We start from the raw sequence: 19,470 nt of genomic DNA, 5'->3' as shown, positions 1-19,470 counted from the left end.
CAAAATCTCATTTACAGGGATTGGGACAATACAGGATCGGTAGAGGAAGTGAAAGAGGCCATGATTTCTCCTTTTGAAGAATTCTGCCAGCATAGTCCCTTGTTTGATTAAGAAATGTACATTAGAGCGACCATTATAATTTTTTTTGTATTTACCTATTGCAACCCCAAAAACCATCGCATAGAATGCGCAGCACTTACGCCGACTTAGCTCAGTAGGTAGAGCAACTGACTTGTAATCAGTAGGTCACCAGTTCGATTCCGGTAGTCGGCACCAAAATTTGGAGGGATTCCCGAGTGGCCAAAGGGATCAGACTGTAAATCTGACGGCTCCGCCTTCGAAGGTTCGAATCCTTCTCCCTCCACCATATTCAAATGGTTGAATAGCTCTACGAGTTACGAGTTTGCGGGCATCGTATAATGGCTATTACCTCAGCCTTCCAAGCTGATGATGCGGGTTCGATTCCCGCTGCCCGCTCCACATTTCTCGTGTGCTGATATAGCTCAGTTGGTAGAGCGCACCCTTGGTAAGGGTGAGGTCGGCGGTTCAAATCCGCCTATCAGCACCACTCTCTCTCCGAAGCACTTCAATCCTTTTGATATATACTCTACAAAACCCATGATTGGTTGTGTGGTCGTTATACCACCTAAATACCGTGCCTAGAGGGACTACCCATGTCTAAAGAAAAATTTGAACGTACGAAACCGCACGTTAACGTTGGTACTATCGGCCACGTTGACCACGGTAAAACTACTCTGACTGCTGCTATCTGTACTGTACTGGCCAAAACTTACGGCGGTGCAGCGCGTGACTTCGCATCTATCGATAATGCGCCAGAAGAGCGTGAGCGTGGTATCACTATCTCTACTTCTCACGTAGAGTACGATACTCCGACTCGCCACTACGCGCACGTAGACTGCCCAGGACACGCCGACTACGTTAAGAACATGATCACCGGTGCTGCTCAGATGGACGGTGGTATCCTGGTTGTTGCTGCGACTGATGGCCCAATGCCTCAGACTCGTGAGCACATCCTGCTGGGTCGTCAGGTTGGTATCCCTTACATCATCGTGTTCATGAACAAGTGTGACATGGTTGATGACGAAGAGCTGCTGGAGCTGGTTGAGATGGAAGTGCGTGAACTTCTGTCTGAGTACGACTTCCCAGGCGACGATTGCCCAGTAATCCAAGGTTCTGCTCTGGGTGCACTGAATGGTGACGCTCAGTGGGAAGCGAAAATTGTTGAGCTGGCTGAAGCACTGGATTCTTACATCCCAGAGCCAGAGCGTGCGATCGACAAGCCGTTCATCCTGCCAATCGAAGACGTATTCTCAATCCAGGGCCGTGGTACTGTTGTAACTGGTCGTGTTGAGCAAGGTATCGTTCGCGTAGGTGACGAAGTTGCTATCGTAGGTATCAAAGACACCATCACGACGACTTGTACTGGTGTTGAGATGTTCCGTAAGCTTCTGGACGAAGGCCGTGCTGGTGAGAACGTTGGTGTTCTGCTGCGTGGTACTAAGCGTGACGAAGTTGAGCGTGGTCAAGTACTGGCTAAGCCTGGTTCAATCACTCCACACACGACTTTCGAGTCTGAAGTATACGTTCTGTCTAAAGATGAAGGCGGCCGTCACACGCCATTCTTCAAAGGCTACCGTCCACAGTTCTACTTCCGTACAACTGACGTGACCGGTACTATCGAACTGCCAGAAGGCGTTGAGATGGTTATGCCAGGTGACAACATCAAGATGGTTGTTACTCTGATCGCACCTATCGCAATGGACGAAGGTCTGCGCTTCGCAATCCGTGAAGGTGGCCGTACCGTTGGTGCTGGTGTTGTTGCTAAGATCGTTGAATAATATTTGACGACAAGGCACGAAAAAGGGCATCATTTGATGCCCTTTTTCTACGCTCCGCCTCAGATTAGCGTATTTTTTGGTCAGTGTGCCGAGTAAAAAATACGTTAAGGTGTACAGAGCGCTACGAAAGGGATTCACTTAATCCTTAGAAAGCCTCGCTACTTGCGAGGTTAATTTCGTCTATATTGAGACAAGTTACAGGTTGGTTGTATGAAAGCGAATGCTGAAAACCAAAGCAGCTCTAGTAGTATGGATGGCCTGAAGTGGGTTGTTGTATTTGCACTGCTGGCAACTGCCGTGGTTGGTTTTTACCTGTCTAGTAGTTTGATACCTTATGTCGCAGCCAGAGCTGCAGGCGTTGTGGTTCTTGTTGCTGCTGCTGGTGGTATTGCCGCAATGACAGCGAAAGGTAAAACAGCGATCACTTTTGCCCGTGAATCGCGCATGGAAGTCCGCAAGGTCGTATGGCCAACTCGTCAGGAAGCGACGCAGACAACCTTTATCGTTTTAGCTGTCACTGTCATTATGGCGTTAGCCCTGTGGGGCATCGACGGCATTATGGTCCGTTTGGTCCGCCTGGTTACCGGTGTGTAGAGGTAAGAGTTCATGAGCGAAGCTCCAAAAAAACGATGGTATGTTGTGCAGGCCTTCTCTGGTTTTGAAGGACGAGTTGCACAGTCACTACGTGAACATATCAAGATGCATGGCATGGAAGACTACTTCGACGAGGTCTTGGTACCGACAGAAGAAGTGGTGGAAATGCGTGCTGGCCAGCGCCGCAAAAGCGAGCGTAAGTTCTTCCCAGGTTACGTTCTCGTACAGATGGTGATGAATGATGAAACCTGGCATCTGGTACGTAGTATTCCTCGTGTGATGGGGTTCATTGGCGGAACATCTGACCGCCCGGCGCCAATTTCAGACAAAGAAGCCGCTGCAATTCTTAATCGTCTGCAGCAGGCGAGTGAATCGCCTGTGCACAAAACTGTGTTTGAGCCGGGTGAAGTGGTTCGCGTGACGGATGGTCCGTTTGCTGACTTTAACGGTGTGGTTGAAGAAGTCGATTACGACAAGAGCCGGGTGAAAGTCTCGGTCTCTATCTTCGGCCGTGCAACTCCGGTTGAACTGGAGTTTGGTCAGGTTGAGAAAAACTGATCAATAAGTAATCAAGTCATATTGTCAAGGGCGTGGAATTACACTATAATTTCGCGCCCTTTCGTTAGACGGGGAGTCTGTTTGCCAAAAGCAGACGTTTGAACCCAAATTAAGGTAATTAAGCAATGGCTAAAAAAGTAGAAGCTTACATCAAGCTGCAAGTTGCAGCTGGTATGGCAAACCCATCTCCACCAGTTGGTCCAGCTCTGGGTCAGCACGGTGTAAACATCATGGAATTCTGTAAAGCGTTTAACGCCAAAACAGATTCAATGGAGAAAGGTCTGCCAACTCCAGTGGTTATCACTGTTTATAGCGACCGTTCTTTCACTTTCGTTACTAAAACTCCACCTGCTGCAGTTCTGCTGAAGAAAGCGGCTGGTGTTAAGTCAGGCTCTGGCCGTCCTAACACTGAAAAAGTGGGTAAAGTGACTGAAGCTCAGATCCAAGAGATCGCAGAAACTAAAGCTGCAGACATGACTGGCGCCGACATCGAAGCGATGAAGCGCTCTATCGCGGGTACTGCCCGTTCAATGGGTCTGGTAGTTGAGGGTTAAGACAATGGCAAAACTAACTAAGCGTATGCGCGTAATCCGTGAGAAAGTTGACGCTACTCGCGAGTACGACATCAACGAAGCTGTTGCTCTGCTGAAAGAACTGGCTACTGCTAAATTCGTAGAAAGTGTTGACGTTTCAGTTAACCTGGGTATCGATGCGCGTAAATCTGATCAGAACGTTCGTGGCGCAACTGTACTGCCACACGGTACTGGCCGTGATGTTCGCGTAGCGGTTTTCACTCAAGGTGCTAACGCTGAAGCAGCGAAAGAAGCGGGTGCGGATCTGGTTGGTATGGAAGATCTGGCTGAACTGGTTAAGAAAGGCGAAATGAACTTTGACGTTGTTATCGCTTCTCCAGACGCAATGCGCGTTGTTGGTCAGCTGGGTACTATCCTGGGTCCTCGTGGCCTGATGCCAAACCCGAAAGTGGGTACTGTAACACCTAATGTTGCTGAAGCTGTGAAGAATGCTAAAGCAGGTCAGGTTCGTTACCGTAACGACAAGAACGGTATCATCCACACCACTATCGGTAAGGTTGATTTCGACGCTGACAAACTGAAAGCTAACCTGGAATCTCTGCTGGTTGCGCTGAAAAAAGCAAAACCTGCTTCAGCTAAAGGTTCTTTCATCAAGAAAGTTAGCATCTCTACCACTATGGGTGCAGGTGTAGCGCTAGACCAGAATACTCTGGACGCTAACGTTTAATATTTGCAGAATCGCTGGGATTATGTATAATCCTGCGTTTCGAATTAATGGCTAAGATCTGGGCAGCATTCTGCCGGGATCTTCGTCCTAGACCGTAGGTGTTCTCTGAACTTAATAATTCAGCCTACGTAGACGGTGCCAGGAACATGATTGATATACTGTCTTTCTTGGATCTGCGCCGTACAAACTCTCCTGCAATTTTGCAGTGAGTGGGTAAACACAATCCAGGAGCAAATCCAATGGCTTTAAACCTTCAAGACAAAAAGGCAATTGTTGCTGAAGTCAACGAAGCTGCCAGTGGTGCCCTGTCTGCAGTTGTTGCTGACTCTCGTGGCGTAGCCGTGGGTGCTATGACGACTCTGCGTAAACAAGCGCGTGAAGCGGGTGTTTACGTACGTGTTGTTCGTAATACTCTGGCTCGTCGTGCAGTAGTAGGTACTAACTACGAGTGTCTTGCTGACACTTTCGTAGGTCCTACTCTGCTGGCTTTCTCTACTGAGCACCCAGGTGCCGCAGCACGTCTTTTCAAAGACTTTGCTAAAGAGAACAAAAATTTCGAGATCAAAGCTGCTGCATTCGAAGGCGTACTGACTGATGCAGATGTTCTGGCGAAACTGCCAACTTACGACGAAGCGATCGCACGTCTGATGATGTGCATGAAAGAAGCTTCTGCTGGCAAGCTGGTTCGTACTATTGCAGCTATTCGCGATCAGAAAGAAGCCGCTTAATAAGTTTGGCTTTTTATTGGTTGCTATTTAAACTAATTGTTGACTTTAAAAGAGAATTGTTATGTCTATCACTAACGAGCAAATCCTAGACGCAGTTGCAGAAATGTCTGTAATGCAAGTTGTTGAACTGATCGAAGCAATGGAAGAGAAGTTCGGTGTTACTGCTGCTGCTGCAGTAGTTGCTGGCGGTGCTGCTGAAGCAGTTGCTGAAGAGCAAACTGAATTCGACGTAATCCTGACTGCTGCTGGCGGTAACAAAGTTGCTGTAATCAAAGCAGTACGTGGCGCAACTGGTCTGGGCCTGAAAGAAGCTAAAGCTCTGGTTGACGGCGCTCCAGCACCTCTGAAAGAAGGTGTTGATAAAGCTGAAGCTGACGCGCTGAAAGCTCAGCTGGAAGAAGCTGGTGCATCTGTTGAAATCAAGTAATTATTACTTAATTTCTTAGCCTTTATGGCTATGGGCTGGTGGCTAAAAAGCCACCGGCCCTTTTGCGCTATAGGGTAGTGGTGTTTTTCACATTGTTTTGCAACCGCTTCCCGTGCAAATCACAGCCTGTATACCAGTGCTGTTCCTGCTACAAACAATGTTATTAGTCACTGCCTCTTACTAGAGGTAGTTTGGATCACTTATCAGCGATCTGAGGAACCTATGGTTTACTCTTATACCGAGAAAAAGCGTATCCGTAAGGATTTTGGTAAGCGTCCTCAAGTATTGGATATCCCTTACTTGCTGTCGATCCAGCTTGAGTCTTTTGATAAGTTCATCGAGCAGGATCCGGAAGGGCATTACGGTCTAGAAGCTGCCTTTCGCTCTGTATTCCCAATTCAGAGCTATAACGGCAATTCCGAGCTGCAATACGTTAGCTATCGTCTCGGTGAGCCGGTGTTCGATGTCAAAGAATGTCAGATTCGTGGTGTAACGTATTCTGCGCCACTACGCGTGAAATTACGTCTTGTTATGTATGACAAGGATGCACCAGCTGGCACAGTCAAAGACATTAAAGAACAAGAAGTTTACATGGGCGAAATTCCGCTCATGACAGATAACGGTACATTCGTTATTAACGGTACCGAGAGGGTTATCGTATCCCAGCTGCACCGTAGCCCGGGCGTCTTTTTCGACAGCGATAAGGGTAAAACCCACTCCTCAGGTAAAGTGCTTTATAACGCACGCATCATTCCTTACCGTGGTTCATGGTTGGATTTCGAATTTGATCCTAAGGATAACGTCTACGTTCGTATCGACCGTCGTCGTAAGTTGCCTGCGTCTATCATTCTGCGTGCGCTGAACTATACCACTGAGCAAATCCTTGACCTGTTCTTCGAGAAGATCAATTTCGAAGTACAAGGCAAGTCTTTGGTTATGGAGCTGGTGCCAGACCGTCTGCGCGGTGAAACTGCGAGCTTCGATATTGAAGCAAACGGCACTGTGTACGTTGAAAAAGGCCGCCGTATTACTGCGCGCCATATTCGTCAGCTGCAGAAAGATAACATTGACCACATTGAAGTACCGGTTGAGTACATCGTGGGCAAAGTGTCAGCACGTGACTACGTGAATGAAGACACAGGTGAGCTGATCGTTGAAGCGAACCAAGAGTTGAGCCTGGAAATTCTGGCGAAGCTGTCTCAGGCTGGCCACAAAGCCATCGAAGTTCTGTTTACCAACGACCTGGATTACGGTCCGTACATGTCCGATACCCTGCGTATTGACAGTACCACGGATCGTCTGAGCGCCTTGGTTGAAATCTACCGCATGATGCGCCCTGGTGAGCCACCAACGCGTGAAGCGGCTGAGCAGCTGTTTGAAAGCCTGTTCTTCTCAGAAGATCGCTATGACCTGTCTGCGGTTGGCCGCATGAAGTTCAACAGCTCTCTGGTTCGTGAAGAAACAACAGGTTCTGGCACGCTGGATCACGACGACATTATCGACGTGATGCGTAAGCTGATCGACATTCGTAACGGTAAAGGTGAAGTTGATGATATCGACCACCTGGGTAACCGCCGTATCCGTAGTGTTGGCGAAATGGCTGAAAACCAGTTCCGTGTCGGTCTGGTGCGTGTTGAGCGTGCAGTGAAAGAGCGTCTGAGCCTGGGTGATCTGGATGCTGTGATGCCACAGGATCTGATCAACGCCAAGCCTATCTCAGCAGCCGTGAAAGAGTTCTTTGGCTCTTCTCAGTTGTCTCAGTTTATGGATCAGAACAACCCTCTGTCAGAAGTGACGCACAAACGTCGTATTTCTGCCCTGGGTCCAGGCGGTCTGACGCGTGAGCGTGCAGGCTTTGAAGTTCGAGATGTTCACGCCACGCACTACGGTCGTCTGTGTCCTATCGAGACTCCTGAAGGTCCGAACATCGGTCTGATCAACTCGCTGTCTGTATTTGCGCGTTGTAACCCGTACGGTTTCCTGGAAACACCATACCGCAAAGTGGTTGATGGTGAGGTTACCGACCAGATTGATTATCTGTCAGCGATTGAAGAAGGTCAGTTTGTTATCGCTCAGGCGAACGCCGCTCTTGAAGAAGACGGCAGCTTTACCGATGAGCTGATCACTGCCCGTCACAAAGGTGAATCTGGTCTTCACCCACGTGATCACGTTCAGTACATGGACGTCGCAACCAACCAGGTCGTATCTGTGGCAGCGTCCCTGATCCCGTTCCTGGAGCACGATGATGCGAACCGTGCCCTGATGGGTGCGAACATGCAACGTCAGGCCGTACCGACTCTGCGTGCTGATAAGCCGCTGGTAGGTACAGGGATTGAGCGTGCGGTAGCGGTGGACTCCGGTGTAACATCGGTGGCTAAGCGTGGCGGTATGGTTCAGTCGGTTGATGCGTCTCGTATCGTGATCAAAGTGAACGAAGACGAGCTGGTACCGGGCGAAGCGGGTATCGACATCTACAACCTGACTAAGTACACCCGTTCTAACCAGAACACCTGTATCAACCAGCGTCCAACTGTGATGCCGGGAGAACCTGTAGCACGTGGTGACGTGCTGGCTGATGGTCCGTCTACTGACCTGGGTGAGCTGGCTCTTGGCCAGAACATGCGTATCGCGTTCATGCCTTGGAACGGCTACAACTTCGAAGACTCCATCTTGGTCTCTGAGCGTGTGGTTCAGGAAGATCGCCTGACGACTATCCACATCCAGGAACTGTCCTGTGTGGCGCGTGATACTAAGCTGGGTGCGGAAGAAATCACAGCAGACATCCCGAACGTGGGTGAAGCGGCCCTGTCCAAGCTGGACGAGTCCGGCATCGTTTACATCGGTGCGGAAGTGAAGGGTGGCGACATTCTGGTTGGTAAAGTCACGCCGAAGGGTGAGACTCAGCTGACACCGGAAGAGAAACTGCTGCGTGCCATCTTCGGTGAAAAAGCCTCTGACGTGAAAGACTCGTCGCTGCGTGTACCTAACTCTGTGTCTGGTACCATCATCGACGTTCAGGTCTTCACGCGTGATGGCGTAGAGAAGGACAAGCGTGCACTCGAAATTGAAGAGATGCAGCTGAAAGAAGCGAAGAAAGACATCACCGAAGAATTCCAGATCCTGGAAGGTGGTTTGCTGGCTCGTGTCCGTACTCTGCTGCTGTCTGCCGGTTATGATGACGCGCGTGTGTCTGCCATGGACCGTGAGAAGCTGTTTTCTCAGACTCTGGATGATGAGTCACTGCAAAACCAGCTGGAGCAGCTGGCAGAGCAGTACGACGAGCTGAAATCTGAGTTCGATAAGAAATTCGAAACCAAGCGTCGTAAGATCACCCAAGGTGATGATCTGGCCCCTGGCGTCCTGAAGATCGTGAAGGTCTATCTGGCCGTTAAGCGCCGTATTCAGCCTGGTGATAAGATGGCCGGCCGTCACGGTAACAAGGGTGTTATCTCGAAGATTTGTCCGGTTGAGGACATGCCTTACGATGAGAAAGGCCAGACAGTCGACATCGTACTGAACCCGCTGGGTGTACCTTCGCGTATGAACATCGGTCAGATCCTGGAAACTCACATGGGTCTGGCGGCAAAAGGTATCGGTGACAAGATCAATCAGATGCTGAAAGAGCAGCAGGAACTGCACAGGTTCCGCGAATTCCTTCAGAAGGTCTATGATCTGGGCGATACCCGTCAGAATGTTGATATTGCATCTATGTCTGATGATGAAGTTCGTACCCTGATTGAGAACCTGCGTGCAGGTCTGCCGATCGCGACACCAGTCTTTGACGGTGCGCCAGAGCCAGCAATCAAAGAGCTGTTGAAACTGGCAGACTTGCCGGAATCTGGTCAGCTGAATCTGTTTGATGGCCGTACCGGTGAGAAGTTTGAGCGTCCTGTAACTGTCGGTTACATGTACATGCTGAAACTGAACCACCTGGTCGACGACAAGATGCACGCCCGTTCTACTGGTTCATACAGTCTGGTTACCCAGCAGCCACTGGGTGGTAAAGCTCAGTTTGGTGGTCAGCGCTTCGGTGAGATGGAAGTGTGGGCACTGGAAGCTTACGGTGCAGCTTATACGCTGCAGGAAATGCTGACAGTGAAATCGGATGACGTGAATGGCCGTACGAAGATGTATAAGAACATCGTCGATGGTGATCACCGTATGGAACCAGGTATGCCGGAATCCTTTAACGTATTGTTAAAAGAGATCCGCTCGTTGGGTATCAACATCGAGCTGGAAGACGAGTAATCCTGACGCTGTCAGTACGACTTGAATCCGGTATCAATATGAAGGCGCCGCCGCCACGGCGCCTTTATGGGTCAACTCCTCACAGGAGCCGAATGTGAAAGACTTACTTAAGTTTCTGAAAGCACAGCACAAGACCGAAGAATTTGACGCGATCAAAATCGGTCTTGCTTCACCTGACATGATTCGTTCATGGTCTTTCGGTGAAGTGAAAAAGCCAGAAACCATTAACTACCGTACCTTTAAGCCTGAGCGTGACGGTCTGTTCTGTGCACGTATCTTTGGCCCGGTCAAAGACTATGAATGTCTTTGTGGTAAATACAAACGCCTGAAGCACCGCGGCGTGATCTGTGAAAAATGTGGTGTAGAAGTTACTCAGACCAAAGTACGTCGTGAGCGTATGGGTCATATTGAGCTGGCTTCTCCTGTTGCCCACATCTGGTTCCTGAAATCACTGCCATCCCGTATCGGTCTGTTGATGGACATGCCGCTGCGTGATATTGAGCGCGTGCTTTATTTCGAATCTTATGTGGTTATCGAACCTGGCATGACCAATCTTGAGCGTAGTCAGCTGCTGTCTGAAGAACAGTATCTGGACGCGCTGGAAGAGTGGGGCGATGAGTTCGACGCGCGCATGGGCGCCGAAGCAGTGAAAGCACTGCTGGCCAACATGGATCTGAATGCTGAAATCGAACTGATGCGTGAAGAGCTGGAAGAAACCAACTCTGAAACCAAGCGCAAGAAGCTGACCAAGCGTCTGAAGCTGGTAGAAGCATTTGTTCAATCCGGTAACAACCCAGAGTGGATGATCCTGTCAGTACTGCCTGTACTGCCGCCGGATCTGCGTCCTCTGGTACCGCTGGATGGTGGTCGTTTTGCGACTTCAGATCTGAACGACCTATACCGTCGTGTGATCAACCGTAACAACCGTTTGAAGCGCCTGCTGGATCTGGCTGCACCAGACATCATCGTACGTAACGAAAAGCGTATGCTGCAAGAGTCTGTGGATGCACTGCTGGACAACGGCCGTCGTGGTCGTGCCATTACGGGTTCGAACAAGCGTCCGCTGAAATCTCTGGCTGACATGATCAAAGGTAAGCAGGGTCGTTTCCGTCAGAACCTGCTGGGTAAGCGTGTTGACTACTCAGGCCGTTCGGTTATTACCGTTGGTCCATACCTGCGTCTGCACCAGTGTGGTCTGCCGAAGAAAATGGCTCTGGAGCTGTTCAAGCCATTCATCTACGGCAAGCTGGAAACCCGTGGTCTGGCGACGACGATCAAAGCTGCCAAGAAGATGGTTGAGCGTGAAGAAGCTGTCGTTTGGGATATCCTGGACGAAGTGATCCGCGAACACCCGGTGATGCTGAACCGTGCACCAACACTGCACCGTCTGGGTATCCAGGCGTTCGAACCTGTACTGATCGAAGGTAAAGCGATTCAGCTGCACCCGCTGGTCTGTGCGGCTTATAACGCCGACTTCGATGGTGACCAGATGGCTGTTCACGTACCGCTGACGCTGGAAGCCCAGCTGGAAGCGCGTGCGCTGATGATGTCGACGAACAACATTCTGTCGCCAGCATCCGGTGATCCAATCATCGTACCGTCTCAGGACGTTGTACTGGGTCTGTACTACATGACCCGTGACAAGATCAACGCCAAAGGCGAAGGCATGTACCTGGCTGGCTCTGCTGAAGCAGAGAAAGCGTACCGCACCGGCAATGCTGAACTGCATGCCCGTGTGAAAGTGCGTATCACCGAGCACGTGAAAAACGAGCAAGGCGAGCTGGTGAAAAACACCCAGCTGGTGGATACCACTGTTGGTCGTGCCATGCTGTGGCAAATCGTGCCAAAAGGCCTGCCATACAGCCTGGTGAATACCGAAGCACTGGGTAAGAAGCAGATCTCGAACCTGCTGAACACCTGTTACCGTGAACTGGGCATGAAGCAGACCGTTATCTTTGCTGACCAGATCATGTACACAGGTTTTGCTTACGCTGCCCTGTCTGGTGTGTCTGTTGGTATCGACGATATGGTCGTGCCAGATGCGAAATATACCAAGATCGCTGAAGCTGAAGCAGAAGTGGCAGAAATTCAGGACCAGTTCCAGTCTGGTCTGGTAACGGCTGGTGAGCGTTACAACAAAGTTATCGATATCTGGGCAACCGCGAATGAGCAGGTTGCGAAAGCGATGATGGATAACCTGTCTTTTGACACCGTTATCAACCGCGAAGGTAAAGAAGAACAACAGAAATCGTTTAACAGCGTATACATGATGGCCGATTCCGGTGCTCGTGGTTCGGCTGCACAGATTCGTCAGTTGGCGGGTATGCGTGGTCTGATGGCGAAACCCGATGGTTCGATCATCGAAACGCCAATCACAGCGAACTTCCGTGAAGGTCTGAACGTACTCCAGTACTTCATCTCCACGCACGGTGCGCGTAAAGGTCTGGCGGATACGGCACTGAAAACAGCGAACTCAGGTTACCTGACTCGTCGTCTGGTAGACGTTGCCCAGGATGTGGTGATCACAGCCGATGACTGTGGTACGCACGCAGGTATCACGATGATGCCGCTGATCGAAGGTGGTGATGTTAAAGAACCACTGCGTGATCGCGTACTGGGTCGTGTCGTGGCCGATGATGTGCTGAAACCGGGTACTGAAGAAGTACTGGTTCAACGCAACACGATGCTGGACGAGAAGTGGTGTGACATTCTGGAAGACAACTCAGTTGACCAGATTAAAGTGCGCTCTGTTGTGACCTGTGAAAACGACTTCGGTTGTTGCCGTAACTGTTATGGTCGTGACCTGGCTCGTGGTCACCTGGTTAACCAGGGTGAAGCAGTCGGTGTTGTGGCAGCACAGTCTATCGGTGAACCAGGTACACAGCTGACGATGCGTACGTTCCACATCGGTGGTGCGGCATCACGTGCGGCAGCAGAAAACAGCATTCAGGTGAAGAACAAAGGTTCTCTGAAGCTTCACAATGCCAAGTTCGTAACCAACAACGACGGCAAGCTAGTGATCACTTCACGTGCTGCTGAGCTGACTATTGTTGATGAGTTCGGTCGTACCAAGGAAAGCTACAAGCTGCCTTACGGTTCGATGCTGGGCAAAGGCGACAACGATGCGGTTGAAGCCGGTGAAGTGGTGGCGAACTGGGACCCGCACACCATGCCAATCATTACTGAAGTGGCAGGTCATATCCAGTTTGTGGATCTGATTGATGGTGTGACGGTTTCTCGCCAGACGGACGACCTGACGGGTCTGTCTTCTATCGTAATCCTGGACGGTTCAGAACGTACCGGTGCAGGTAAAGATATGCGTCCAATGGTGAAACTGGTTGATGACAAAGGCAACGATGTCATGATTCCGGGGACAGATATGCCTGCGCAGTACTTCCTGCCGGGTAAAGCCATTGTTCAGCTGGAAGACGGTTCTGCGGTTGGTATCGGTGACACGCTGTCTCGTATTCCTCAGGAATCTGGCGGTACGAAAGATATCACCGGTGGTCTGCCACGCGTTGCTGACCTGTTCGAAGCGCGTAAGCCGAAAGAGCCTGCTATCCTGGCTGAAATTACAGGTGCAGTGTCCTTCGGTAAAGAGACCAAAGGTAAGCGTCGTTTGATCATTACGCCAACTGATGGCCAGCCATATGAGGAAATGATTCCTAAGTGGCGTCAGCTGAACGTCTTTGAAGGCGAGAAAGTTGAAAAAGGTGATGTCATTGCCGATGGTCCGGAAGCGCCGCACGATATCCTGCGTCTGCGTGGTGTTCACGCCGTAGCTGAGTATATCGTGAACGAGGTTCAGGAAGTTTATCGTCTGCAAGGCGTTAAGATTAACGATAAGCACATCGAGACGATCATCCGTCAGATGCTGCGTAAGGTAACCATTACGGTTCCGGGTGACTCTGAGTTCCTGGAAGGCGAGCAGGTGGAATTCTCCCGCGTGAACATCGCCAACCGTCAGCTGATTGCTGAAGACAAGCAGCCAGCGCTGTTTGAGCGTGATCTGCTGGGTATTACCAAAGCGTCTCTGGCCACTGAGTCCTTCATCTCTGCCGCGTCGTTCCAGGAAACGACTCGCGTACTGACTGAAGCCGCAGTTGCCGGTAAGCGTGATGAGCTGCGTGGTCTGAAAGAAAACGTCATCGTGGGTCGTCTGATCCCAGCGGGTACGGGTTTCTCTTACCACCAGCAGCGTCAGCGCCGTCGCGATGCGGATCTGGCTCCGGTAGAGCCTCAGGTTGATGCCGAGCAGGCGTCTCAAGACCTGGCGGCACTGCTGAATGCTGGTCTGAACGACGAAGATTAAGATCTGCCTGGTTCTTACGTAATCGAAAACTGAAAAGGCACCCTCAGGGGTGCCTTTTGTTTTTCTTATTAATCAACAATTTGTAGTTGTTCAGTCAGTAAGGTGTTTTCAGCTGCTTGAATATTTCTGGCCTTGGCCGATTTTCAACAGACAAAGATGCATACAGTAATCAGTGATTCTGATGACCCGTTCTTGATAGCACAGCGGGTGACTGGCTGTGATTAAGCGCCGGGTGGAACGGCTAAGCTCTCACTGATCAGTTCAATCAGATCATCTTCCAGCTCGAATCTCAATTCGATTTGTTCACCTACCAGGGACAACTCGTTATCAAAATCATCCCAATCATCACTGTCGTCTGTGATCTCACAATAGCGGTCTGCAAAATTCAGCAAGGGATCTGTGGTATCAGTAATTTTGTTGTAGAGCTGTGAGATTTCTGTGGTCGGGGAATATCCGGTCGCCTGCCATCTTGCCATCACCTTGTCATAAATTTTAAAGTGACCTTCGGAGATGTAATCAACCAGTTGCTGGCTGAAGAGTTGGAGCTGCGAAGAAGTGGGAAGTTGCCGGGATTTATTTTCAAAGGGTGGTAAGCCTGCTAATTTGCAGTAATCTATCAGCAGCTGCTGCCTCGACATCAGCCAATGATCGATGACATCATTGTTGCCACCCCATTGTTTTTGCACTTGTTCGAATTTACTAAGCATGACCATGTCCTCATGATCGCCCCGCAAGAAGCAGGAGCCGAAAACAATACCTGTCAAACTCTTAGTGACACTAAGAGTACCAATATGGCAAAGCCAAATTCCACTGTTAGGTTTAGATTGCCAGCAAAACTGATACCCTGCAAGGATGGAGGAGCAGCTAATGTCAAAAAAGCAAGATCACAGCTACTGGTGCGTCATTCGTGACCGCAGAATTTATTTAGAGCAGGGTAAGTTACCACTTACTCTGGAAGGCTTTACTGACTTGGATCTTGTAAGATCTCAAGTGATCGGTTTTCATCAGGGATATCCGGTGAAATGGCTGGAAGATCCTAATGTATTAGCCGATAAAAAATTTTATTCGCTCAGGGAATTTCTTCACGAAGATGAGGATCTGTTTGCCCTGGCCGGCAAAGCGATGCAGCTATCCCATATGTGTGAGACGCAGGCATTTTGTTCTTTCTGCGGCGGGAAAACGACATTGACCGGCAGTGCACACGCCATGCAATGCCAGGCCTGTGACAGCTACCATTATCCGCGCATTGCTCCCTGTATTATTGTTGCGGTGAAGAAAGAGGACTGTATTTTGCTGGCGCAGCATCCCCGCCACAAAAATGGTATGTATACCGTGATTGCCGGCTTTGTCGAGGCAGGAGAAACCCTGGAGCAATGTGTGGCTCGGGAGGTCAAAGAAGAGACGGGGATTGAGGTGTGCAATATCCGCTACTTTGACAGTCAGCCCTGGGCGTTTCCGTCCAATATCATGATGGGATTTCTGGCGCAATACCAAAGTGGTGTTATCCGTCCGGATTACGAAGAGCTGGTTGATGCCCGCTGGTTTAACCACGATCAGTTACCGCAGATCGCGCCGCCAGGGACGATTGCACATCGTCTTATTCAGGCTACTTGCGAGACCATCAGGCAGGAAGCAGCAATCCGGAAGGATGGTGACCAGTAAATGCCAGGAAGACATTTTACTGAAACTGGAGCCAGGCGCCTATTAGCCAGAGTGGCTTTCTGGCAGTCCGCGGAAAACGGCTTTGGAATGCTTGATCAGATGCGCAGCATAATGCGGAGTAACTTTGTGCAGCTGTCCTTTCATGGCTTTGAAAGAGTTTTCCCAGCAGCGGTCTTTGTACACACCGGTTTCAGTAAATTCGATAACAACTTGCAGGTTCATAGGTCCTCCAATCTTTGCAGTAGCCGATGTTGGCTGTTAATAACAGTATCAGAGAATAGATAGGGTATTGATTAAAATATCTGCAACATTAGATTGCCAAAAATGAAACCGGTAACGCTCAAACTGTACTGTTTGCAAGCGATGTGCGCTAAGCGGCATTAATTACCATTCAGGGTGAATGCATAGCTGCTGATGCCGGATCGGGGTGTTACAATGTACTCAATTATTTGCCAGGATGTTGACAATGACAGAATTGAAAAACGATCGCTATCTGCGTGCTTTACTCAAGCAGCCGGTTGACTGCACCCCTGTATGGATGATGCGTCAGGCAGGCCGTTATCTACCAGAATACCGGGCGACCCGCGGTGTGGCGGGCGACTTTATGTCGCTGTGCAAGAATGCTGAACTGGCCAGCGAAGTGACTTTGCAACCCCTGCGCCGTTTTCCGCTGGATGCCGCTATCCTGTTTTCTGACATCCTGACCATTCCGGATGCCATGGGTCTGGGGCTGTATTTTGAAACCGGTGAAGGGCCAAAATTCGAGCGTCCGATCACCTGTAAAGCCGATGTCGATAAGATAGGCATCCCTGACCCTGAAGGTGAGCTGCAATATGTGATGAACGCGGTGCGTCAAATCCGCAAAGATTTGCAGGGTGAAGTACCGTTGATTGGTTTTTCCGGCAGCCCTTGGACGCTGGCCACTTACATGGTGGAAGGCGGTAGCTCTAAGGCGTTTACAAAAATCAAAAAAATGATGTACGCCGAACCTGCGGTTCTGCATGCACTGCTGGATAAACTGGCCGACAGTGTGATTCAGTACCTGAATGCCCAAATCAAAGCCGGTGCCCAGTCAGTGATGGTGTTTGACACCTGGGGTGGCGTATTGACCCCGCGTGATTACCAGCTGTTTTCGCTGCAGTACATGCACAAAATTGTCGATGGCCTGATCCGTGAAAACGAAGGCCGTCGTGTTCCTGTAACCCTGTTTACCAAGAACGGCGGTATGTGGCTGGAAGCGATTGCGGCAACCGGTTGTGATGCAGTGGGCCTGGACTGGACCATTGACATTGCCGACGCCAAGCGCCGTGTGGGTGACAAAGTGGCCCTGCAAGGCAATATGGACCCGTCCATGCTATACGCGTCGCCAGCGCGTATTCGTGAAGAAGTGGCCGGGATTCTGTCCGGTTTCGGTGAAGGCACGGGCCATGTCTTTAACCTGGGCCACGGTATCCATCTCGACGTGCCGCCGGAAAATGCCGGCGTCTTTGTTGAGGCGGTCCATGAGCTGTCTGCGCCTTACCACAAGTAAGCGGCGGCAGGTAACACCAGAAAGCGAGCTGAAGGGCTCGCTTTTTGCGTTTTTAAAGGCCGCTTACAGCTCCAGGTGCTGGTGGACATAGTCGCGGATATAGGGCACGACATCGGCTTCAAACCAGGGATTCCTCTTCAGCCATAAAGTATTGCGCGGTGATGGATGAGGCAGCGGCAGGTAGGTGGGCGCCCATCGTCGCCAGGCTTTGACTGTCTCGGTCAGGGTTTTCGGTTTATCCGGCAGGTAATAATTCTGCGCATACTGGCCGATCAGCAGCGTCATGCCGATATTGGGCAGCAGCGGCCAGACCTGGTCATGCCATTGCGGTGCGCATTCCGGTCTCGGCGGCAGATCACCGCTCTTACCTTTCCCCGGATAGCAAAAACCCATCGGCATAATGGCGATACGGCTGGGATCATAGAAAGTGTCACGGTCGAGATCCAGCCAGCGACGCAGCCGATCACCGCTCGGATCGTGCCAGGGAATGCCGGTGTCATGGACCCGGGTCCCCGGCGCCTGGCCGACGATCATCAAGCGCGCTTCGCTGCTGGCCTGCACCACTGGTCGCGGACCGAGCGGCAGGTGCGCTTTGCACAGTTCACATTGCCGGATCCGGTCCAGCAATGCAGGTAAGGTGTGCGCATGGGTGAGCTTTGCCATCATTCGCCTTAATAGCCGAGTGCGAAATCAATCTGGTGTTGCAACGGCTTCCCTTCAACATAGCGCAGGTAGTTGGTTTTGAATATTTCCATCACCTGTTCCGGGAAGCTTTCGGCGGCAATGTGCGGCGTGACCGTTATCTGAGGATGGCACCAGAAAGGGTGTTCAGCAGGCAGCGGTTCTTGTTTGAACACATCCAGAAAAGCATGGCTGAGCGCGCCACTGGCCAGCGCCTGCCGCAGGCCTTGTTCACACACCGCATTACCCCGGCCGACATTGAAAAGTAAGGTGCCGCGGCAGTGGCTCAGGCTGTCGGCATTGAGCAGATTGTCCGTCATGGCTGTGGCAGGCAGCACTGAGACCAGTACATCCGCCTGTTGCAGTGCCTCGCTCAGATCCTGGATCGCGATAATCTGATCAAAACCAGGCGCTGAGCATTCGCCGGAGCGGTTCACCCCCAGCACTGTCATGCCGAAGGCTTTGGCTACGCCGGCCAGATGCTGGCCAATCGAGCCGGTGCCCAGAATCACCATGGTTTTTTCAGACAAAGCGCCGTAGCGATGCGGTTGCCACTGTGCCTGCTGTTGCTGGGCCTGATAGCGACCGAAATGGCGCTGGTGGCTGATCAGCAAACCCAGGACGTACTCGCTGATCAGCTGGCCGAAGATCCCCCGGACATTGGTCAATGCATAATCGCTGCGCAATCCGGGTTGGATCAGCGCGTCTATGCCGGCATAGGTGGATTGCAACCAGTGCAGCTGCGGAAATTGCGCTAACTTGTCTGTGATCAACGGCGGATCGGCCAGCACCAGGGTTGCATCGTCCGGATTGTCTGTCAGTGACAGCGCCGGTAAGTCTGCTTCTTCAATCAGTTGACGGTACAGGTCTGCCCGTCGGGAAACAATACAGAGTTGATGCATGGCTTTTTCCTTTTGCGCTGGCGGGTTATCAAGTAAAATTCAAGTTAACGTTTTCAGACAGATTATCCCATGCTTAAGAATCCAATTCAGCTTCGCCTAGAAAAATTTGAACCCTGGCAATACCTGACCTTTATGGCCTCCCTTTGCGAGCGGATGTATCCCAACTACGCTTTCTTCTGCCGCGAGACTGAATTTGCGGATCCTCAGCCTTACCGTGTGATCCTCGACAGTGTCTGGGAAATCCTGACGGTGAAAAATGCCAAGATCAATTTTGAAAACCAGCTCGAGAAGCTGGAAGAGATGGTGCCCGCAGCCGACGATTATGATCTGTATGCGGTGAACCCGGCGATCGATGCCTGTGTCGGGCTGGCAGATCTGCTGCATGCGCTGCTGGACCGCGATCTGATCCCTGAGACAGCCCTGAGCATCAGTTCCCTGTCTGTTGAAACCGTCGCCAATCTGGAAGAAGCGCGCGAGGGTGAGGAAATCACCAATGACAACCAAAAGGAAAATCAGGCCGTGTGCGAAGAATGGGATGTCCAGTGGGCCATCTACCGTGCACTGAAAGAGACGGATGGCCGGGATATTGAGCTGATTAAAAGCCTGCGTCGTGAGTTGCGTGACGACGGGGTGAGCAATATCGGAATTGCGCTCTGAGTCCGGTTGCTGTCACAAGGCAGGAGCGCACTCCTGCCTTGGTAGCTGTTG

Annotated in this window: 16 protein-coding genes and 4 tRNA genes; 16 read left to right on the top strand and 4 right to left on the bottom strand. The window is 50.9% G+C overall.

Annotated elements, in window-relative coordinates:
- The first annotated feature begins 200 nt into the window (after positions 1 to 200).
- The 13 genes from P4S53_RS08385 (at position 201) to rpoC (ending at position 13,986) form a co-directional block, all read left to right on the top strand.
- A tRNA-Thr gene (locus P4S53_RS08385) sits at positions 201 to 276 on the top strand.
- A gap of 6 nt (positions 277 to 282) precedes the next feature.
- Positions 283 to 367: transfer RNA gene (locus P4S53_RS08380), tRNA-Tyr, on the top strand.
- 38 nt (positions 368 to 405) lie between these two features.
- A tRNA-Gly gene (locus tag P4S53_RS08375) sits at positions 406 to 480 on the top strand.
- Between the two features lie 12 nt (positions 481 to 492).
- Positions 493 to 568: transfer RNA gene (locus P4S53_RS08370), tRNA-Thr, on the top strand.
- Positions 569 to 674: 106 nt separating this feature from the next.
- Complete coding sequence (gene tuf / locus P4S53_RS08365) at positions 675 to 1,859, top strand: elongation factor Tu (protein ID WP_337112319.1); 1,185 nt, start codon at positions 675 to 677, stop codon at positions 1,857 to 1,859.
- Between the two features lie 210 nt (positions 1,860 to 2,069).
- Positions 2,070 to 2,453, top strand: coding sequence for a preprotein translocase subunit SecE (gene secE / locus P4S53_RS08360; protein ID WP_211646836.1), 384 nt, complete (start codon positions 2,070 to 2,072; stop codon positions 2,451 to 2,453).
- A gap of 12 nt (positions 2,454 to 2,465) precedes the next feature.
- Entirely contained in the window at positions 2,466 to 3,011 is a 546-nt protein-coding gene (gene nusG, locus P4S53_RS08355) for a transcription termination/antitermination protein NusG (protein ID WP_027254132.1), read from the top strand.
- Between the two features lie 125 nt (positions 3,012 to 3,136).
- Positions 3,137 to 3,565, top strand: coding sequence for a 50S ribosomal protein L11 (gene rplK, locus P4S53_RS08350; RefSeq protein ID WP_027254131.1), 429 nt, complete (start codon positions 3,137 to 3,139; stop codon positions 3,563 to 3,565).
- Between the two features lie 4 nt (positions 3,566 to 3,569).
- Positions 3,570 to 4,271 (top strand): 50S ribosomal protein L1, encoded by a 702-nt coding sequence (rplA, locus tag P4S53_RS08345; protein WP_337112318.1) that lies wholly within the window; start codon positions 3,570 to 3,572, stop codon positions 4,269 to 4,271.
- 239 nt (positions 4,272 to 4,510) lie between these two features.
- Positions 4,511 to 4,999 (top strand): 50S ribosomal protein L10, encoded by a 489-nt coding sequence (rplJ, locus tag P4S53_RS08340; RefSeq protein ID WP_027254129.1) that lies wholly within the window; start codon positions 4,511 to 4,513, stop codon positions 4,997 to 4,999.
- Between the two features lie 61 nt (positions 5,000 to 5,060).
- Complete coding sequence (gene rplL / locus P4S53_RS08335; protein ID WP_337112317.1) at positions 5,061 to 5,426, top strand: 50S ribosomal protein L7/L12; 366 nt, start codon at positions 5,061 to 5,063, stop codon at positions 5,424 to 5,426.
- 222 nt (positions 5,427 to 5,648) lie between these two features.
- On the top strand, positions 5,649 to 9,674 hold the full coding sequence (gene rpoB / locus P4S53_RS08330; protein ID WP_337112316.1) for a DNA-directed RNA polymerase subunit beta: 4,026 nt from the start codon (positions 5,649 to 5,651) through the stop codon (positions 9,672 to 9,674).
- Between the two features lie 94 nt (positions 9,675 to 9,768).
- Positions 9,769 to 13,986: a DNA-directed RNA polymerase subunit beta' gene (gene rpoC, locus P4S53_RS08325; protein ID WP_161446821.1), complete on the top strand. Its 4,218-nt coding sequence runs from the start codon at positions 9,769 to 9,771 to the stop codon at positions 13,984 to 13,986.
- Between the two features lie 221 nt (positions 13,987 to 14,207).
- Here the strand turns inward: rpoC and rsd are convergent, their stop codons facing one another.
- Positions 14,208 to 14,693 carry a sigma D regulator gene (gene rsd, locus P4S53_RS08320; protein ID WP_337112315.1) on the bottom strand — a complete coding sequence of 162 codons (486 nt, stop codon included), beginning with the start codon at positions 14,691 to 14,693 and terminating at the stop codon, positions 14,208 to 14,210.
- A gap of 160 nt (positions 14,694 to 14,853) precedes the next feature.
- On the opposite strand from rsd, the gene nudC reads away from it, so the two are divergent.
- A complete protein-coding gene (gene nudC / locus P4S53_RS08315) occupies positions 14,854 to 15,648 on the top strand; it encodes an NAD(+) diphosphatase (protein ID WP_337112314.1) in 795 nt (264 codons plus the stop codon).
- A 42-nt stretch (positions 15,649 to 15,690) separates the two neighbouring features.
- On the opposite strand, the gene P4S53_RS08310 is transcribed toward nudC, so the two are convergent.
- The gene (locus P4S53_RS08310) at positions 15,691 to 15,870 is read right to left on the bottom strand and encodes a hypothetical protein (protein WP_202602162.1); all 180 of its coding nucleotides are present in this window, start codon (positions 15,868 to 15,870) and stop codon (positions 15,691 to 15,693) included.
- Between the two features lie 244 nt (positions 15,871 to 16,114).
- Between P4S53_RS08310 and hemE the strand changes: the two genes are divergently transcribed.
- A complete protein-coding gene (hemE, locus tag P4S53_RS08305; RefSeq protein ID WP_337112313.1) occupies positions 16,115 to 17,179 on the top strand; it encodes a uroporphyrinogen decarboxylase in 1,065 nt (354 codons plus the stop codon).
- 63 nt (positions 17,180 to 17,242) lie between these two features.
- On the opposite strand, the gene P4S53_RS08300 is transcribed toward hemE, so the two are convergent.
- A complete protein-coding gene (locus tag P4S53_RS08300; protein WP_337112312.1) occupies positions 17,243 to 17,842 on the bottom strand; it encodes a uracil-DNA glycosylase family protein in 600 nt (199 codons plus the stop codon).
- Positions 17,843 to 17,850: 8 nt separating this feature from the next.
- Positions 17,851 to 18,762 (bottom strand): D-2-hydroxyacid dehydrogenase, encoded by a 912-nt coding sequence (locus tag P4S53_RS08295; protein ID WP_337112311.1) that lies wholly within the window; start codon positions 18,760 to 18,762, stop codon positions 17,851 to 17,853.
- Positions 18,763 to 18,831: 69 nt separating this feature from the next.
- On the opposite strand from P4S53_RS08295, the gene P4S53_RS08290 reads away from it, so the two are divergent.
- Positions 18,832 to 19,419, top strand: coding sequence for a YjaG family protein (locus tag P4S53_RS08290; RefSeq protein ID WP_337112310.1), 588 nt, complete (start codon positions 18,832 to 18,834; stop codon positions 19,417 to 19,419).
- Positions 19,420 to 19,470 lie beyond the last annotated feature (51 nt).

Source organism: Photobacterium sp. Hal280 (assembly GCF_037162255.1).
In the GTDB taxonomy this organism is placed as follows: Bacteria; Pseudomonadota; Gammaproteobacteria; order Enterobacterales; family Vibrionaceae; genus Photobacterium.
This window is presented reverse-complemented; position numbering and strand designations above follow the sequence as displayed.

Excerpts from the sequence above, each read along its gene's own strand:
- hemE (WP_337112313.1), top strand. The coding sequence starts at position 16,115 with ATGACAGAATTGAAAAACGATCGCTATCTGCGTGCTTTACTCAAGCAG.
- P4S53_RS08310 (WP_202602162.1), bottom strand. The coding sequence starts at position 15,870 with ATGAACCTGCAAGTTGTTATCGAATTTACTGAAACCGGTGTGTACAAA.
- rpoB (WP_337112316.1), top strand. The coding sequence starts at position 5,649 with ATGGTTTACTCTTATACCGAGAAAAAGCGTATCCGTAAGGATTTTGGT.
- rplL (WP_337112317.1), top strand. The coding sequence starts at position 5,061 with ATGTCTATCACTAACGAGCAAATCCTAGACGCAGTTGCAGAAATGTCT.
- rplK (WP_027254131.1), top strand. The coding sequence starts at position 3,137 with ATGGCTAAAAAAGTAGAAGCTTACATCAAGCTGCAAGTTGCAGCTGGT.
- P4S53_RS08290 (WP_337112310.1), top strand. The coding sequence starts at position 18,832 with ATGCTTAAGAATCCAATTCAGCTTCGCCTAGAAAAATTTGAACCCTGG.
- rsd (WP_337112315.1), bottom strand. The coding sequence starts at position 14,693 with ATGCTTAGTAAATTCGAACAAGTGCAAAAACAATGGGGTGGCAACAAT.
- rplJ (WP_027254129.1), top strand. The coding sequence starts at position 4,511 with ATGGCTTTAAACCTTCAAGACAAAAAGGCAATTGTTGCTGAAGTCAAC.
- P4S53_RS08300 (WP_337112312.1), bottom strand. The coding sequence starts at position 17,842 with ATGGCAAAGCTCACCCATGCGCACACCTTACCTGCATTGCTGGACCGG.
- P4S53_RS08295 (WP_337112311.1), bottom strand. The coding sequence starts at position 18,762 with ATGCATCAACTCTGTATTGTTTCCCGACGGGCAGACCTGTACCGTCAA.
- rplA (WP_337112318.1), top strand. The coding sequence starts at position 3,570 with ATGGCAAAACTAACTAAGCGTATGCGCGTAATCCGTGAGAAAGTTGAC.
- tuf (WP_337112319.1), top strand. The coding sequence starts at position 675 with ATGTCTAAAGAAAAATTTGAACGTACGAAACCGCACGTTAACGTTGGT.
- nudC (WP_337112314.1), top strand. The coding sequence starts at position 14,854 with ATGTCAAAAAAGCAAGATCACAGCTACTGGTGCGTCATTCGTGACCGC.
- nusG (WP_027254132.1), top strand. The coding sequence starts at position 2,466 with ATGAGCGAAGCTCCAAAAAAACGATGGTATGTTGTGCAGGCCTTCTCT.
- secE (WP_211646836.1), top strand. The coding sequence starts at position 2,070 with ATGAAAGCGAATGCTGAAAACCAAAGCAGCTCTAGTAGTATGGATGGC.